A 16527-nucleotide genomic window follows, 5' to 3' on the forward strand; every position below is an offset into this window, starting at 1 on the left:
CGCGGGCGCGGGGTGTTCAGGCCGTGCGGCGTATGAGCAGGACGTGGTCGACGACCTCGGCGGTGCGCCCGCCCGGGCCGGTCGCGGTCCGGCGCGGGGCGTCGGCCCGCTCCACCGCCCATGCCGCCGGGTCGAGGCCGATGCCCGCCGCGACCTCACGCGGATTCGGGTGGCGGACGTCGGGGTCCTGGTTCCACGACCACGGCGCGGTCGAGCCGTGGTCGACGACCAGCAGCCGCCCGCCGGGGCGCAGCGCGTGCGCGGCCGTACGCAGGACGGCCGACCGGTCCAGGTCGAAGGGAGTGTGGAGGTAGTGGGCGCAGACCAGGTCGAACCGGCCCTCGGGGAAGGAGTCGCGCAGGTCGTGCCGCGCTGCCCGGACCAGGTCGCCGAGGCCGTGCGAGCGGGCGTGCCCGGTGAGCCGCTCGGCCGCCACGGCCGAGATGTCGACGGCGGTGACCCGCCACCCCCGGCGGGCGAGCCACAGCGAGTCGCCGCCCTCGCCGCACCCCAGGTCCAACGCGTCGCCGGGAGGCAGCTCCGCGACCGTCTCGACGAGACGCTCGTTCGGCCGGGGTTCTGCGACCGCCGGTCGGGCGGCGTAGACACCGTCCCAGAAATCGACCGCGTCGGTGGCGCTCATCGCAACTCCATCTGTATAGGTGAGGGCTGTAGAGGTGAGGGGCGTAGGGGTCAGGGGCTGCGCCCAGTCTCACCAGGAGCGGCGCGATGTGGCACGAAATCTTGCTGTTGTGGCAAGGTGGCCCGATGGACGCCGGAACGGACGACGTACTCGACGCCGTGGGCCCCCGACTGCGCGCGCTCCGCCGCGAGCGCGGCATCACCCTCGCCCACCTCGCGGCGGCGACCGGAGTGTCGGAGAGCAGCCTGTCCCGGCTGGAGAGCGGACAGCGCCGGGCGACGCTGGAGCTGCTGCTGCCGCTCGCCCGCATCTACGACGTTCCCCTGGACGACCTCGTCGGCGCGCCCCGCACGGGGGACCCCCGGATCCACCTGAAGCCGATCCGGAAGTTCGGGATGGTCTTCGTACCCCTGTCCAGGCGGCCGGGCGGGACCCAGGCCTTCAAAATGATCATCCCGAGCCGTCCTGAACCCCTCGAACCGACCCCGCAGACCCACGAGGGCTTCGAATGGCTGTACGTGCTCGGTGGCCGTCTGCGACTGCTGGTCGGCGAGCGCGACCTGACGCTGTCGCCGGGCGAGGCGGCCGAGTTCGACACGTCCCTGCCGCACTGGCTGGGCAGCGCCGACGGCGGCACGGTCGAACTCCTCGTCCTGTTCGGCCTGCAAGGGGTACGGGCGCATGTGCGCGGTGACTGAGCGGCCACCGGAACGGGCGGGGCGGCGGCCCGGCCTCCGGCGACCGGGAGGGGGCCCGGTACCCGATGGGACGCGCTGAGCGCGAGGCCGTCGCACGCGGCACCCGGCTCCACGAGGCCGCGCTGACGCTCGCCGGTGACCACGAACGGGCCGTCGACGCCGTCCGGGCAGCCCTTGAGCCACTGCACGACGAGGCCGTGGCGCAGGCCCTCGACGCCATCCCCGTGGCCCGGCTGCAGGACGTCACCGACGGGCGGCTGCGGCTGGGGGCCGTCGAGCAGAGCGGCCTCGGCACGGTCCGGGCCGTACTCGACGCCGGCCCCTACCGGCTGCGGCAGATACCGGGCGTGGGGCAGCGGACCGTCGACCAGATCGTCGCCGCCGCACGGCAGTTGGCTCAGGCGGCCGGTGAGACGGCCGCCGTGCACCTGGACGTGGACCGGCCCGAGCCGCGCACGACCGCGCTGGTCGTGGCCCTGCACGTGCTGGCGGAGGCGGGCCCGGAGTCACATCGCGCGGCCGACGCGGCGACCGCGCTCACCCGGCGGCTCGGACCGCTGCTGGCCGACGCCCGCCCGGCCGCCGGGCGGACCGGACTGCTGCTGGCCGGACGGGCCAGGAAGGCCCGTGTGCTGGAGGCCGTCGCGGCGATCCGGTCCCTCACCGAGGAGGCCGAGCGGGCGGGCACCCACGAACTGCTCGCCCAGGCCTCGGTGGACCTGCTGCGCGGACCGGCGGGCGACCTCGCGGCCTGGACCGACTTCGAACTGCGCTCCGCCGAGTACTACGGCCTGCTCGGCGAGATCGCCGGACGGGCCCCCGACACCGCGGCCGCCGAGGGATTCCTGCCCGACGACATCGCGGAGCGGGTGCGCGGCCTGCGCCTCGACGACTCCCACCGCCGGGTGTCCCTGCGCGGATACCAGGCGTTCGGCGCGCGCTTCGCCCTGGCGCTCGGCCGGGTGATGCTGGGCGACGAGATGGGCCTCGGCAAGACCATCCAGGCCATCGCGGCCCTGGCCCACCTGGCGGCCGGCGGGCGGACCCACTTCCTGGTGGTGTGCCCGGCGAGCGTCCTGGTCAACTGGACGCGCGAGATCGAGACCCGCAGCACCCTGCGGGCCATGCCGCTGCACGGCCCGGACCGGCAGGACGCCTTCACCGACTGGCGGGAGCGGGGCGGGGTCGCGGTGACCACCTTCGAATCCCTGCGCGGCTTCCCGGAACCGGACGGGGGCGAACTCGCGATGCTGGTGGTCGACGAGGCGCACTCCGTGAAGAATCCGCAGGCCCTGCGGTCGCAGGCGGTCGACCGGTGGGCCGCCCACGGCGAGCACGTGCTGTTCATGACGGGTACGCCGATGGAGAACCGGGTCGCCGAGTTCCGCAACCTGGTCCGGATGCTCGACCCGGGCGTGGCCGACCGTCTCGAGGACGGCACCGGACTGGCCGGCTCGGTGGCCTTCCGCAAGGCGGTCGCCCCGGTCTACCTGCGCCGCAACCAGACGGACGTCCTCACCGAACTGCCCAGTCTCCAGCACACGGACGAGTGGGAGGAGCTGAGCGCCGGCGACGAGGAGGCCTACCGCGAGGCCGTGGCCGACGGCAACTTCATGGCGATGCGCAGGGCGGCGTACGCGCGCCCCGAGAAGTCCGCCAAGCTCGGGCGGCTGCGGGAGATCGTGCGGGAGGCCGGGGAGAACGGGCTCAAGGTCGTCGTCTTCTCCCACTTCCGGAACGTCCTGAGCGTGGTCGAGGACGACTTGGACACCAAGGACACCAAGGACACCTTGGTCGGTGCGGGACCCGGTGCGCACGGCCGCGTGTTCGGTCCGCTCACCGGTGCCGTGCCGCCCGCCCGCAGGCAGCAGATCGTCGACGAGTTCACCGCCGCGTCCGGTCCGGCGGTACTGCTCGCGCAGATCCAGGCGGCCGGGGTCGGGCTCAACCTCCAGGCCGCCTCGGTGGTGATCCTGTGCGAGCCCCAGATCAAGCCGACCATCGAGCACCAGGCCATCGCCCGCGCCCACCGCATGGGTCAGGTCCGACCGGTCCGTGTGCACCGGCTCCTGGCCACCGGCGGAGTGGACGAGCGGATGGTGCGGATGCTGGAGAGGAAGGCCCGCCTCTTCGACGCCTACGCCCGGCGCAGCGCCGTGGCCGAGTCGACGCCGGACGCCGTGGACGTGTCGGACACCGACCTGGCCCGCCGGATCGTCGAGGAGGAACAGACCCGCCTCGGCCTGAGCGACGAACGTCCCGCACCGACGCCCTGAGCCGCGTTGCGTCCCGCGCCCTGAGCCGCGTCACTCCCCGTCGGCCACCCGGCGGCACGCCTCCACGTATCCCCTGACCAGGGGCCGCTCCTCGTCCTCGCGGCGCCAGGCCAGGGCGTAGCGGCTGGGGCCAAGGCCCCTGACCGGGCGGGTGGTCACGCCGCCCAGGGTGATCAGCGGGGCGTTGCCCACGGCCACGAGGCAGATGCCGAGGCCGGCGACCAGGGCCTCGTACGTCTCCTCCGTGCCGGAGATCTCGGCGCCGACGAGCGGGGGTCGGACTTCGGGGCCCTCCAGCGTGCGCCGTTCCTCCAGTGCCAGCCAGAAGTCGCGCAGCACGCCCGCCTCCGGCGGCAGGGCGAGGAACGGCTCGTCGGCCAGGTCGGCGAAGTCGAGTTCCGTGCGGGCGGCGAGGCGGTGGGTCTCGGGGAGGGCGACCAGGCGCGGTTCCTCGGCGACCACCGTCCAGGCGTAGCGGCCGGCGTCGGGCAGCGGCAGCCACACGTACGCGACGTCGGCCGTGCCGTCGGCCAAGCCGGCGGTCGGGTCCTCCCAGGTCATCTGCCGCAGCCGCACCACCGCGTCCGGGTGGGCCGCGGTGAAGCGGGAGCGGATCGCCGGCAGCAGGCCGCCGCGGCCGGGGCTGGTGCTCATCCCGACCACCAGAGTGCCGCGCCGCGCGGCCCGGACCGCCGCCATCGCAGCCGCGCCCTCGGCCCAGTCGGCCAGCACCCGCCGGGCGTGCGGCAGCAGCGCCGTGCCCGCCTCGGTGAGCGTCACGCCGTGCGACTCGCGACGGAACAGCTCGGCCCCCAACTGCCGCTCCAGCGCCCGGATCTGCTTGCTCAGCGCCGGCTGGGACACGTACAGCCGTTCGGCCGCCCGCGTGAAGTGCAGTTCCTCGGCCACCGTCGCGAAGTAGCGCAGCTCCCGCACGTGTACGTCCGTCGCCATAACCGATGGTTATCACCATGGGTCTTGGACGGGCAACCGGACCTCCGGGCACAGTCGTTGGCGGATACGGAAAGCCGGACGGAAAGACGAGCCGCGAGGGAGTCGATATGAACAAGGTATGGCTGATCACCGGTGCGAGCAGCGGATTCGGGCGGGCGATCGCCGAGGCCGCCCTGGCCGACGGTGATGTCGTGGTCGGCGCGGCACGGCGCCCCGAGGCGCTCGACGACCTCGTGGCCGCGCACCCCGACCAGATGGAGGCGCTGCGCCTCGACGTAGCCGACACGGCAGCCGCCGGGGACGCCGTACGGGACGTGGTGGCGCGGCACGGTCGGATCGACGTGCTGGTCAACAACGCCGGCCGGACACACGTCGGTGCCTTCGAGGAGACCGGCGAGGACGAACTGCGGGCGCTGTTCGACGTGCACGTCTTCGGGCCTGCCGCGCTGACCCGGGCCGTGCTGCCGCACATGCGGGAGCGGCGCTCGGGCGCCATCGTGCAGATGAGCAGCATGGGCGGGCAACTGTCCTTCGCGGGGTTCTCCGCGTACAGCGGCACGAAGTTCGCGCTGGAGGGCCTGTCCGAGGGGCTCGCGGACGAGGTGCGGGAGTTCGGCGTCAAGGTGCTGATCGTCGAGCCGGGCTCCTTCCGCACTGGGCTCTTCGAGGCTGGCAACGCGGGCATCAGCACGGACAGCGGTCTGTACGCCAAGGTCGGCCAGACCCGCGGGATGATCGCCGGGAGCGACGGCAGCCAGCCCGGTGACCCCGCCAAGGCGGCGGCCGTCATCCGTGCCGCCCTGGCGGCCGAGCACACCCCGCTGCGGCTGCCGCTCGGCGACGACGGGGTCAGCGCCGTCCTCGGCCACCTCGGCCAGGTCCGCGAGGACGTCGAGGCCTGGGAGAAGCACACCCGGGCCACCGCGTTCGACGACTGAGCCGCGGGCGGACGCAGGAGGAGAGGGGCCTGCCGTCTCCGCGGTACGGTTCCGGGGCCACAGGGGCCACAGGGGCCACACGCCCACGGTGGAGAACACGTGCCGCCGCGCGCATACCATGCGCTCAGTGATCGGTCGGCCACCCGCGAGGCCGGCCACCGTTTCGCGGCGCCTCCGCGCCTCCGCGTCTTCGCCCGAACCCTGGAAGAGGAGCACGGTACACGTGTCCATACCGCCGCCGCCCGGGCCCCAAGGGCCCTACGCCCAGGGGCCGTATCCGCAGGGGCCTTACCCGGGTGCCTGGGGGCAGCCCTACGGCGTCCACCCCCGGCAGGCGCCCCTCAACGGGCTTGCCGTCGCCGCGTTCGTGCTCGGTGTCCTGTGCTTCGTGCCGGCGGTCGGGCTCGTGCTGGGACTGATCGCGCTGGCCGGGATCCGCAGGCGGGGGGAGCGGGGCAAGGGGTTCGCGGTGGCCGGGTGCGTGCTGTCCTCGGTGGGGCTCGCACTGTGGGTGGTGGCGCTCTCCACGGGCGCCGTCGCCGGCTTCTGGGACGGCTTCCGGGACGTCGCGCGCGGCGAGGGCACCGCCTACTCCCTCGAGAAGGGCCAGTGCTTCACCACTCCGGGCGGCTCCCTCCAGGGCGTGACGTACGACGTCGACCAGGTGCCCTGCGAAGAGGAGCACGACGGCGAGGTGTTCGCCTCCTTCGAGTTGCCGGGCGGTTCCTACCCGGGCGACGCGGACCTCACACGGGCCGCCGACGACCGGTGCTACGCCCTCCAGGACGCCTACGCGATGGACCGGTGGGCGCTGCCGGCCGATGTCGACGTGTACTACCTGACCCCGACCTCCGGGAGCTGGCGGACCGGCGACCGCGAGATCACCTGCCTGTTCGGGAACACGGACGAACGCTCCACGCTGACCGGCTCACTGCGCAACGACGTCGCCCGGCTCGACCCGGACCAGCACACGTACCTGCTGGCGGAGGGCTACCTGAACCGGGCCATGGACGAGGTGCCCGAGGCGGCGGCCGTCGAGGACGACTTCGCGGGCTACCGGGTCTGGGCGGGGCAGGTGTCGGAGGCGCTCAGGGGCGAGATCACCATGCTGGAGCGGCACGGCTGGCCCGCCGGCGCCGAGCGTCCGGTCGCCGGGCTGGTCGAGGACCTTCAGGCGGCGCGGAAGGAGTGGGGCCTGGCCGCGAAGGCCACCGGTCTCGACGCGTTCTACGAGCACTACGGCAGGGGCTACGACCTCGTCGTGGCCGACACCACGGTCACCGCCCGCAAGGCTCTGGGCCTGGCCACCACGCCGCCCGACTACGAGGGCGGCGGTGACGGCGACGGCGGTGGGGGAGACGAACCCGGCCTGGAGGTGTGACGGCGGCCATAGCGGGGAGAAAGTGCCTGCGCATAGCCCTCGGGCTCCGCAAGTCATCACATCGAGTGATTCTTTGGCCTTCGCTTGCCTGGTACAACCTACGGTTGCCACGCTGTTGCTGTCTGTACAACCTGATGGGAGCGGCCAGTGACATTCGGTGAGCAGCCGGCGTATCTGCGTGTCGCGGGTGATCTCCGCAAGAAGATCGCCGACGGCCTGCTGCCGCCCCATACCCGCCTTCCGTCCCAGGCGCGGATCCGCGAGGAGTACGGCGTCTCGGACACCGTCGCCCTGGAGGCGCGCAAGGTGCTGATGGCCGAGGGTCTGGTCGAGGGCCGCTCCGGTTCCGGCACCTATGTGCGCGAGCGGCCCGTCCCCCGGCGCGTCGCCCGCTCCGGGTACCGGCCGGCCGGCGGCGCCACGCCCTTCCGGCAGGAGCAGGCCGACGGCGACGCGCGCGGCACCTGGGAGTCGCGCAGCGAGCAGGCCGAGGCGAGCGGAGCCGTGGCCGAGCGGCTCGGGATCAAGCCCGGCGACCGGGTGATGTGCACGCGGTACGTCTTCCGGGAGGCCGGCGAGGCCATCATGCTCTCCACCTCGTGGGAGCCGCTGGACCTCACCGGCCGCACGCCGGTGATGCTGCCCGAGGAGGGGCCGCTGGGCGGCATGGGCGTCGTCGAGCGGATGGCCGCCATCGACGTCGTCGTCGACAACGTCACCGAGGAGGTCGGCGCCCGCCCCGGCCTCGCCGAGGAGCTGCTCGCCCTGGGGGGCGTACCGGGGCACGTGGTCGTGGTCATCCAGCGCACGTTCTACGCCTCGGGCCGCGCGGTCGAGACCGCCGACGTGGTCGTCCCGGCCGACCGGTACCGGGTGGCGTACCACCTGCCCGTCAAGTAGCGGCGTCGCCGAGGGAGTTCACGCGCCCTTCCGTGGCGTGAGGCCGCGCTGAGGGCGTGGTGTGAAGCCGTGGCGTGAAGCCCCGGCGTGAAGCCGTGGTGTGAGATGGCGCACGCCTGTCGTGCGCCGTCCACGCCCTTTTCCTCCGCTCGCACACGTGTCCGCCGCCCGCGCCGGCGTCCGCGCGGCGCCGGAATCCGGTCGTTCCCGCAGGTCGCTTCCCTTGGTGCCGTTATGCCTGTGACCGGAGGCATCGGCGTGCGGGGACGGCGCGTTCTGTATCGTGCGCCCCCTGCGTTCTGGCTGGTTGCGTACCTCTTTGTGCAAAGCCGTATTCGCTCCGTGAAGGTTGGGCGTAGGCTCGGGCATATGCGGATTGCGGTTTCCTTGGCGGGTGGGGCACGGCGCAAGCCGTGGGCGGGAAGTGGAGGGGCGCGATGAACGACAGTACGGTCACTCTTCCCTGGCTGGTCTTCCGGCAGGACGACAACGGCAATCGCTACCGCGTGGGCAGGTACGCGACCCGGGCCGAGGCCCAGAAGATCGCGGACACCCTCGACGGTCGCGGGCAGCGGCAGCTCTACTGGGTCGAGAGGCTCGGCACGACCGGAACGGGCACGGTGGACTGACCGCGCCGGACGGACTGACCGCGCCGCCTGCCCTGGCGGCGCGGGCCGCCCCGGACGGGCCGTAGGCTCCGGCGCATGACGGAACGGATCGTGGTGGGCGCCGCCCTGGTCGACGGCGGGCGTCTGCTCGCCGCGCGCCGCAGCGCGCCGGCCGAACTGGCCGGACGGTGGGAGCTGCCCGGCGGCAAGGTCGAGGCGGGCGAGACGCCCGAGGCGGCCCTAGTGCGCGAACTGCGCGAGGAACTCGGGGTGGCGGCCGAGCCCGGTGAGCGCGTCCCGGGGCAGTGGCCCCTGAGGCCGCCGTTCGTCCTGCACGTGTGGATCGCGCGCCTCCTCCCCGGCTCCGCCGCCCCCGAACCCCTCGAGGACCACGACGACCTGCGCTGGCTGACCCCCGCCCAGGTGTGGGACGTGCCCTGGCTCGACCAGGACGTGCCGGCCGTCGAGCAGGTGCTCGGACACCTCGCGACGAACACCGTGAACGGCGGTACCGAGCCCGGATAAAGGGTATGTGCCCATTAACCCCACGAAACCGGACAAGGGTGGGGTTGCCGGCCGGGGAAGTGAGCGGCGTGATCGACAGCGAGGGCGGCTGTGCCGAGTGGGTCTTTCCCGCGGCGCCGGAGGCCGTGCGCACCGCCCGCTCCCTGGTCCGCCGCACCCTGGCCGAGTGGGACCTCGACGGCGTCGGCGACATCGCCGCCCTGCTGGTCAGCGAACTGGTCACCAACGCCCTGCGGCACGCCACCGGACCCATCGGCGTCCGCCTGGTCCGCCGGCCCGCCGGAGCCGCCGGGGTGCTGCTGGTGGAGGTCTCCGACCCGCTGCGGGACCCGCCCCGCGAGCGCGTCGCCCACCCCGAGGACGAGGACGGCCGGGGTCTGCAGTTGGTGGCGGCCGCCACCCGCCGCTGGGGCACCCGGCCCGGCGAGGCGGGCAAGACGGTGTGGTTCGAACTCACGGTGCCCTGACAGCGCGACAGGTGCGTGACGCACCGTTACCGGCGTGGCGAAATGTCCCAATATATACCTCTGCTCCGAGGGTCAACCGGTTCAGGCCACTGGCAGTTGTCGAACTCCGTGGTTCGATGCCGTGTCCGCTGGTTAGAAGACTGGAAGTGTTGTCACGGTCCGGACCGAAAACCATCGGGACCGTGCTGTGATCGTGAACACCGTGTCGTGCGGCGCCGTAGTGCTGGATACTGCGGGCAGCCGCTCCCGGTGACCGGTGCCGGACGCGGTGAGCTGGAGGGGACGGTTCGCGTGAGCGAGATACCAGCGAGGGCCACGGAGTCCACGGATTCCGAGGAGTCCACGGAGTCCGGGGGTCCGTCGGAGGACGCGCCACTCGGTGACGCGGTGTGGCAGAGCAGTCCGCCCGGTTCCATCTACGACTACATCAAGGTCGCGTCCTTCTCCATCGGCCCCGACGGGCTCGTCGACCAGTGGAGCCTGCGTGCGGAGCAGCTCCTCGGCATTCCGGCCGAACACGCCGTGGGCACCGACCCCATCGACGCCTTCGTCGATCCCGACCTGCGCGAGCGCGGCCAGCGCAAGATGGCCGAGATCCTCGACGGCCGGGAGTGGACCGGCGTCGTCCCCTTCCGTGCCCCTGACGCCTCCACCGCACCCGGGCAGCGCGGCCGCGGACAGCGCGGGCTCGCCGAGGTGTACGTCATGCCGACGCGGACGGAGGACGGCGAGAAGGCCGCCGTCTGCATCGTCGTCGACGTCCGCGTCCTGCGCAGCATCGAGACCGACCTCGCCGCCTCACAGGCCATATTCGGCCAGTCTCCGTTCGGCTTCCTGCTGATCGACCCCGACCTGCGGGTGCGCCGCGCCAACCAGCGGTTCGCCTCCACCTTCGGCGGCACCCCCGACGACCACCGAGGCAGGGGCGTCCACGACTACCTGCCGCGCGCCGAGGGCGACCGGGTCACCGCGACCCTGCGCCGGGTCCTCGAGACCGGCGACTCCATCACGGACATGCACGTCACAGGCCCCGTGCCGGGCACCGGGGAACGCCGCCACTGGTCCGTCAACCTCTACCGCGTGCACAGCGGTTCCGGCCGGCCCATCGGCGTCGCCTGGCTCGGAACCGACATCACCGCCCGCCGCCAGGCCGCCCGCGAGGCCGCCGCCGCCCGGCGCAACCTCGCCCTCCTCAACGACGCGGGCGCCCGCATCGGCAACTCCCTCGACCTGGAGACCACCGCCCGCGAACTCCTCGACGTCGTCGTCCCCGGCTTCTGCGACCTGGCCACCGTCGACCTCTACCAAGGGCTGCTGGTCGGCGACGAGACGCCGCCCGGCCTCGCCGACGGCAGCGCGGAACTGCGCCGCGTCGCCTTCTCCAGCGCCGTCTCCGACGCCCCGCTCAACGGCGCCGGCGAGCGCGTCCAGCTCGGCGCCGTCCACCACTACCCGTTCAACTCGCCCTGCGCGGACGCCCTGCGCACGGCCCGCCCCCGCGCCCTGCCCCCCGAGGACGGCAGCCTCGTGCAGTCCACGCTCGCCGTGCCGATGGTCGCCCACGACACGGTCGTCGGACTCGTCCAGTTCGCCCGCACCAAGGGCAGCGAGCCGTTCGGCGACCGCGACCGCGCCCTCGCCGTGGAGCTGGCCGCGCGCGCCGCCGTCTGCATCGACAACGCCCGCCTCTACCGGCGCGAACACGAACGCGCCCTGATACTGCAACGCTCCCTGCTCCCGCCCGGCGACCCGGAGGCCTCGGGACTCGACATCGCCTGCCGCTACCTGCCCGGCGAAGCGGCCACCGGCCGGGCCAGCGAGGTCGGCGGCGACTGGTTCGACGTCATCGAACTCCCCGGCCACCGCACCGCCCTGGTCGTCGGCGACGTCATGGGCCGCGGCCTGCGCGCCGCCGTCGCGATGGGGGAACTGCGCACCGCCGTACGCACCCTGGCCCAGCTCGACCTCGAACCCGCCGAGGTGCTCTCCCAACTGGACGAGATCGCGCGCGGACTCGGCGCCCCCTCGGGCGTCCAGCAGGCCACCCGGGCCGCCCGCCGCCCCCGCGAGGCCGACCTCTCCGAGGTCTACCTGGCGACCTGCGTGTACGCCGTCTACGACTCGGTGACCAGGCGCTGCACCTTCGCCAACGCGGGCCACCTGCCGCCCGTCCTGGTCGAGCCCGGCGAGAGCGCCCTGATGCTCGACGTACCGCCGGGCCTGCCGCTCGGCGTCGGCGGGGAGCCGTTCGAGGAGGTGGAGGTCGAACTGCCCGAGGGTGCCCTGCTCGCGCTCTACACCGACGGCCTTGTCGAGAGCCGCGACCACCCCCTCGACGAGGGTCTCCAGGCGTTCGTCGGCGCCCTCACCGACCCCACGCAGCCCCTCGAGGACGTCTGCGACCAGGTCCTCAACACCCTCGACAGCCACCACGGCGAGGACGACATCGCGCTGCTGATGGCCCGCGTCCAGGGACTGCCCAGCGACTCGGTCGGCGACTGGACCCTGCCGCGCGAGCCGCGCAGCGTCGGCCGGGCCCGCGAGTACGCCCGCGCCCAGTTGCTCGACTGGGACATGGAGCCGCTGGTCGACACCACGGAACTGCTCGTCAGCGAACTCGTCACCAACGCCCTGCGGTACGGCGAGGGCGAGATCAGGCTCCGCCTCCTCCTCGACCGCACCCTGGTCTGCGAGGTCTGGGACTCCGGCCTGGTCCAGCCCCGCCGGCGCCGCGCCCGGGACACCGACGAGGGCGGTCGCGGCCTGCAACTGGTCGGCCTGCTCAGCGCTGCCTGGGGCTCACGCCGTACGCCGCGCGGCAAGACGGTCTGGTTCGAGCTGCCCCTGCCGGGCGCCGACACCCGGCTCACGGACCCGGCGGAGGCACTGCTGAGCCTCTTCTGACCCGCCCCGGCGTCGTCCGGGTCCGGGCCCGCCGGGTGCGGCGCACATGGCCGTACCCGGCCAGCAGCAGTGCCGCCCCGGCCGTGACCAGGGGCGGCACCAGATCGACGGAGATCATCGCCACGCACCCCTGACCGCAACCGGAACACCGGTTCGACTCGTCCCCGCTGGCAGCACGCTCGGAGCGTATGCGCGAGAACCGGCCACCGCGACCGGGGACGGACGGACCACAGGGAGGGGACACCGTGGAGGACACGGAACCAAGAGAAAACGAACCGGCAGCCGCCGACGCCGAGGGCACCCCACCGGGGCCACCCACACCCGACAACGAGAGCAGCACGGGTGGTGCGGGTGGGAACCGGGACGCCGAAGGCGAAGCCGAGGCGACCGCAGCAACCGGCACCGGCACCGGCACCCGCACCCGCCGCATCCGCCGCATCCGCCGGACGACGATCACCATCCTCCTGATCCTGCTCCTCCCCCTCCTCACCGCCGAGACGGCCCTCCGCGTCAACTACATGGGCGACCCCGCCGACGGCACGTACACCAGGAACCGCGACGCGATGTGGCTCGGCCACGCCTGGGTGGACGGCCGCAAGGACGACGCGGACCTCGCCGCCTTCGCCCGCCGCGTCAAGGCGTCCGGCATCCGCGACCTGTACGTCCACACCGGCCCGATGGAGCACGACGGCACCCTGCCCGAGTCCCTCTACCCCAAGGCCCGCTGGCTGATCGACGCCGTGCACCGGGAGCTGCCCGGCGTCCGCGTCCAGGCCTTCCTCGGCGACGTCCTCGCCACCGAGGGCCCCGACGGCATGCGCCTGGCGGACGCCGACACCCGCGCCGCCGTCGTCGACTCGGCCCGCCAGGTCCTGGACGTGGGCTACGACGGAGTCCACCTCGACCTGGAACCGCTGCACTCGGGCGACCGGGACTACCTCTCCCTCCTGGACGACGTACGCGCCGTCACCCGGCCCCGGGACGCGCAGCTCTCCGTCGCCGCCCACCAGATCGACCCGCTCCCGGCCCTGCACTCCGTCTTCGGCCTGTTCACCAAGCACCCCAAGTGGTGGTCGCAGGAGTTCTTCGGCCAGGTCGCCCGGCGCGTCGACCAGATCGCCGTGATGTCGTACGACACCGCGCAGCCGCTGGAGGGCACCTACGGCGGCTACGTGGCCCAGCAGACCTCCCTCGCCCTGGAGGTCACGCCGCCCACCACCCACCTGCTGATGGGCCTGCCCTTCTACTACGAGAGCAACTTCGACCACTGGGGCCACGCCGAGACCGTCGCCGCCGCCGTACGCGGCGTCCGCCTCGGACTGTCCCGGACGGACGCCGACCGGGAGCTCTTCGGCGTCGCCCCGTACATCGACTTCGCGGCGACGGAGACCAACTGGAAGGAGTACCGCGAGGGCTGGGTCCGCTAGAGCCCGTCCGGTGGTCTAGGACCGGCGCCTGATCTTGGACCCCAGCCAGACCAGCGGGTCGTACTTGCGGTCCACGGCCCGTTCCTTCAACGGGATCAGCGCGTTGTCCGTGATCTTGATGCCCTCGGGGCAGACCTCCGTGCAGCACTTGGTGATGTTGCAGTAGCCGAGACCGTGCTCGTCCTGGGCCGTGCGCCCCCGGTCCAGGCCGGTGTCCTCGGCCGAGTCCAGCGGGTGCATGTCCAGCTCGGCGACGCGCATGAGGAAACGCGGGCCCGCGAAGGCGGGCTTGTTCTCCTCGTGGTCGCGCACGACGTGGCAGGTGTCCTGGCACAGGAAGCACTCGATGCACTTGCGGAACTCCTGCGAGCGGTCCACGTCCTCCTGCGTCATCCGGTACTCGCCGGGACCGAGGTCGGCGGGCGGCACGAACGCCGGTACCTCGCGCGCCTTGGTGTAGTTGAAGCCGACGTCCGTCACCAGGTCGCGCACGACCGGGAAGGCGCGCAGCGGCGTGACGGTGATCGTCTCCTCGGGGGTGAACACGGACATGCGGGTCATGCACAGCAGCCGCGGCCGCCCGTTGACCTCGGCCGAGCACGAACCGCACTTGCCGGCCTTGCAGTTCCAGCGCACCGCCAGGTCGGGGGCCTGGGTGGCCTGGATGCGATGGATGATGTCGAGGACCACCTCGCCCTCGTTCACCGCGACGGTGAAGTCCTCCAGGCCGCCGCCCTCGACGTCACCGCGCCACACCTTGAAGCGGGCCTCGTAGCCGCTCATTCGGACAGCTCCTCGTCGGCGAGGTACTTCACCAGCTCCTCCTTCTCGAAGAGGGCGAGCAGGTCGGGTCGGATGGGCTCGGTGGTCTGCCGCTCCAGGCTGATCCGGCCACGCTCCTGGTCCGCCACCGCCCGGTCGCCCGTCGGATCGCCCGTGGGATCACCCGCTGTGTCGCCCGTCGGATCGCCCGTTCGGTCGGCCAGTGAGCACAGCAGGTTGGCCGGGCGCCAGCGCCGGTCCATCGTCGGATGGTCCTCGCGGGTGTGCCCGCCGCGCGACTCGGTGCGTTCCAGCGCGGCCCGCGCCACGCACTCGCTGACCAGCAGCATGTTGCGCAGGTCCAGGGCGAGGTGCCAGCCCGGGTTGAACTGCCGGTGCCCCTCCACGCCGGCCCGGCGGGCCCGTACCCGCAGCTCCGCCAGCTTCTCCAGGGCCTGTTTCATCTCCGGCTCGCGGCGGATGATGCCGACCAGGTCGTTCATCGTCTGCTGGAGTTCCTGGTGGAGGGTGTACGGGTTCTCCGGCGGCCCGGCGTCCGGCTCCAGCGTCTCTGCCGAGAACGGTCTCAGCGCCTCCGCGGCGGCGGCGTCGATCTGGGCGTCGTCGGCCCGGGCGCGTGCCCCCCGCGCCCGCCCTGTCGCGTACTCGGCCGCGTACCGGCCCGCCCGGCGCCCGAACACCAGCAGGTCGGACAGCGAGTTGCCGCCCAGCCGGTTGGAGCCGTGCATGCCGCCGGCCACCTCACCGGCCGCGTACAGCCCCGGCACCCCGCGCGCGGCAGCCGTGTCGGAGTCGACCGCGATGCCGCCCATCACGTAATGGCAGGTGGGCCCGACCTCCATCGCCTCGGCCGTGATGTCGACGTCCGCCAGCTCCTTGAACTGGTGGTACATGGAGGGCAGCCGGCGCCGGATCACCTCGGCGGGCATCCGGGTCGAAACGTCGAGGAAGACCCCGCCGTGCGGCGAGCCCCGGCCCTCCTTCACCTCGGCGTTGATGGCGCGCGCGACCTCGTCCCGGGGGAGCAGCTCGGGGGGCCGCCGGTTGTGGTCCGGGTCGTCGTACCAGCGGTCGCCCTCCTCCTCCGTCACCGCGTACTTGTCCTTGAAGACGTCGGGGACGTAGTCGAACATGAACCGCTTGCCCTCGGAGTTCCTGAGCACCCCGCCGTCGCCGCGCACCGACTCGGTGACGAGGATGCCCTTCACCGACGGCGGCCAGACCATGCCCGTCGGGTGGAACTGCACGAACTCCATGTTCAGCAGGGGCGCCCCGGCCAGCAGCGCCAGCGCGTGGCCGTCCCCGGTGTACTCCCACGAGTTCGACGTCACCTTGAAGGACTTGCCGATGCCGCCGGTGGCGATCACCACCGAGGGCGCCTCGAGCACGAAGAAGCGGCCGGTCTCGCGCTCGTAGCCGAAGACGCCCGAGACCTTCCCCCAGCCTTCGGCCGGGGGGACCCCCACCTCGCTGCGCTCGTCCTCCTTGAGCACGCGGGTGACCGTGCACTCCTGGAAGACCTTGAGCCGGGACTCGTAATCCCCGGTCTCCCGGAAGTCCTCCTGCTGGAGCGAGACGATCTTCTGCTGGAGGGTGCGGATCAGCTCCAGACCCGTGCGGTCGCCGACGTGGGCGAGGCGCGGGTACTCGTGGCCGCCGAAGTTGCGCTGCGAGATCCGGCCGTCCTTCGTACGGTCGAACAGCGCGCCCCAGGTCTCCAGTTCCCACACCCGCTGCGGGGCCTCCTGGGCGTGCAGCTCGGCCATCCGCCACTGGTTGAGGAACTTGCCGCCGCGCATGGTGTCGCGGAAGTGGACCTGCCAGTCGTCGCCGGAGTTGACGTTGCCCATGGCGGCGGCGATGCCGCCCTCGGCCATCACGGTGTGCGCTTTGCCGAACAGGGACTTGCAGATCACGGCGGTACGGGCGCCTCGCTCGCGGGCCTCGACGGCGGCGCGCAGCCCGGCACCGCCCGCGCCCACCACGACGACGTCCCACTCCTGCCGGTCGACCACGGACATCA

Annotated in this window: 14 protein-coding genes; 10 read left to right on the forward strand and 4 right to left on the reverse strand. The window is 72.8% G+C overall.

The genetic code is table 11. The features are described from left to right. Positions 1–16 precede the first annotated feature (16 nt). The gene (locus KUM40_RS09365; protein ID WP_217164943.1) at positions 17–643 is read right to left on the reverse strand and encodes a bifunctional 2-polyprenyl-6-hydroxyphenol methylase/3-demethylubiquinol 3-O-methyltransferase UbiG; all 627 of its coding nucleotides are present in this window, start codon (positions 641–643) and stop codon (positions 17–19) included. A 125-nt stretch (positions 644–768) separates the two neighbouring features. Here KUM40_RS09365 and KUM40_RS09370 point away from each other — a divergent pair, with 125 nt between their 5' ends. Both KUM40_RS09370 and KUM40_RS09375 read left to right on the forward strand, forming a co-directional pair. Then, entirely contained in the window at positions 769–1341 is a 573-nt protein-coding gene (locus tag KUM40_RS09370; RefSeq protein WP_217164945.1) for a helix-turn-helix domain-containing protein, read from the forward strand. A 65-nt stretch (positions 1342–1406) separates the two neighbouring features. Beyond that, complete coding sequence (locus tag KUM40_RS09375; RefSeq protein WP_217164947.1) at positions 1407–3617, forward strand: DEAD/DEAH box helicase; 2211 nt, start codon at positions 1407–1409, stop codon at positions 3615–3617. A 30-nt stretch (positions 3618–3647) separates the two neighbouring features. On the opposite strand, the gene KUM40_RS09380 is transcribed toward KUM40_RS09375, so the two are convergent. Further along, complete coding sequence (locus KUM40_RS09380; protein ID WP_217164950.1) at positions 3648–4571, reverse strand: LysR family transcriptional regulator; 924 nt, start codon at positions 4569–4571, stop codon at positions 3648–3650. A gap of 107 nt (positions 4572–4678) precedes the next feature. Here KUM40_RS09380 and KUM40_RS09385 point away from each other — a divergent pair, with 107 nt between their 5' ends. The 8 genes from KUM40_RS09385 to KUM40_RS09420 all read left to right on the forward strand — a co-directional run bounded on the left by KUM40_RS09385 (position 4679) and on the right by KUM40_RS09420 (position 13721). Beyond that, the gene (locus tag KUM40_RS09385; protein ID WP_217164952.1) at positions 4679–5509 is read left to right on the forward strand and encodes an oxidoreductase; all 831 of its coding nucleotides are present in this window, start codon (positions 4679–4681) and stop codon (positions 5507–5509) included. Between the two features lie 223 nt (positions 5510–5732). Further along, positions 5733–6890, forward strand: coding sequence for a DUF4190 domain-containing protein (locus KUM40_RS09390; protein WP_217164954.1), 1158 nt, complete (start codon positions 5733–5735; stop codon positions 6888–6890). Positions 6891–7037: 147 nt separating this feature from the next. Next, complete coding sequence (locus KUM40_RS09395; RefSeq protein WP_217164956.1) at positions 7038–7790, forward strand: GntR family transcriptional regulator; 753 nt, start codon at positions 7038–7040, stop codon at positions 7788–7790. 437 nt (positions 7791–8227) lie between these two features. After that, positions 8228–8419, forward strand: a complete 192-nt coding sequence (locus KUM40_RS09400; RefSeq protein WP_217164958.1) for an SPOR domain-containing protein — start codon at positions 8228–8230, stop codon at positions 8417–8419. A 75-nt stretch (positions 8420–8494) separates the two neighbouring features. Further along, the gene (locus KUM40_RS09405; RefSeq protein WP_217164959.1) at positions 8495–8923 is read left to right on the forward strand and encodes a (deoxy)nucleoside triphosphate pyrophosphohydrolase; all 429 of its coding nucleotides are present in this window, start codon (positions 8495–8497) and stop codon (positions 8921–8923) included. 5 nt (positions 8924–8928) lie between these two features. After that, positions 8929–9390, forward strand: a complete 462-nt coding sequence (locus KUM40_RS09410; protein ID WP_254394825.1) for an ATP-binding protein — start codon at positions 8929–8931, stop codon at positions 9388–9390. A gap of 291 nt (positions 9391–9681) precedes the next feature. Then, the gene (locus KUM40_RS09415; RefSeq protein WP_308401098.1) at positions 9682–12294 is read left to right on the forward strand and encodes a SpoIIE family protein phosphatase; all 2613 of its coding nucleotides are present in this window, start codon (positions 9682–9684) and stop codon (positions 12292–12294) included. Between the two features lie 245 nt (positions 12295–12539). Then, positions 12540–13721 carry a glycoside hydrolase family 18 protein gene (locus KUM40_RS09420; RefSeq protein ID WP_308401099.1) on the forward strand — a complete coding sequence of 394 codons (1182 nt, stop codon included), beginning with the start codon at positions 12540–12542 and terminating at the stop codon, positions 13719–13721. A 15-nt stretch (positions 13722–13736) separates the two neighbouring features. On the opposite strand, the gene KUM40_RS09425 is transcribed toward KUM40_RS09420, so the two are convergent. After that, positions 13737–14504, reverse strand: coding sequence for a succinate dehydrogenase/fumarate reductase iron-sulfur subunit (locus KUM40_RS09425; RefSeq protein WP_217164965.1), 768 nt, complete (start codon positions 14502–14504; stop codon positions 13737–13739). After that, the gene (locus KUM40_RS09430; protein ID WP_217164967.1) at positions 14501–16525 is read right to left on the reverse strand and encodes a fumarate reductase/succinate dehydrogenase flavoprotein subunit; all 2025 of its coding nucleotides are present in this window, start codon (positions 16523–16525) and stop codon (positions 14501–14503) included. Before KUM40_RS09430 ends, KUM40_RS09425 begins: the two co-directional genes overlap by 4 nt. Positions 16526–16527 lie beyond the last annotated feature (2 nt).

Origin of the sequence: Streptomyces sp. AC512_CC834 (assembly GCF_019049325.1) — a bacterium.
Lineage (GTDB): Bacteria > Actinomycetota > Actinomycetes > Streptomycetales > Streptomycetaceae > Streptomyces.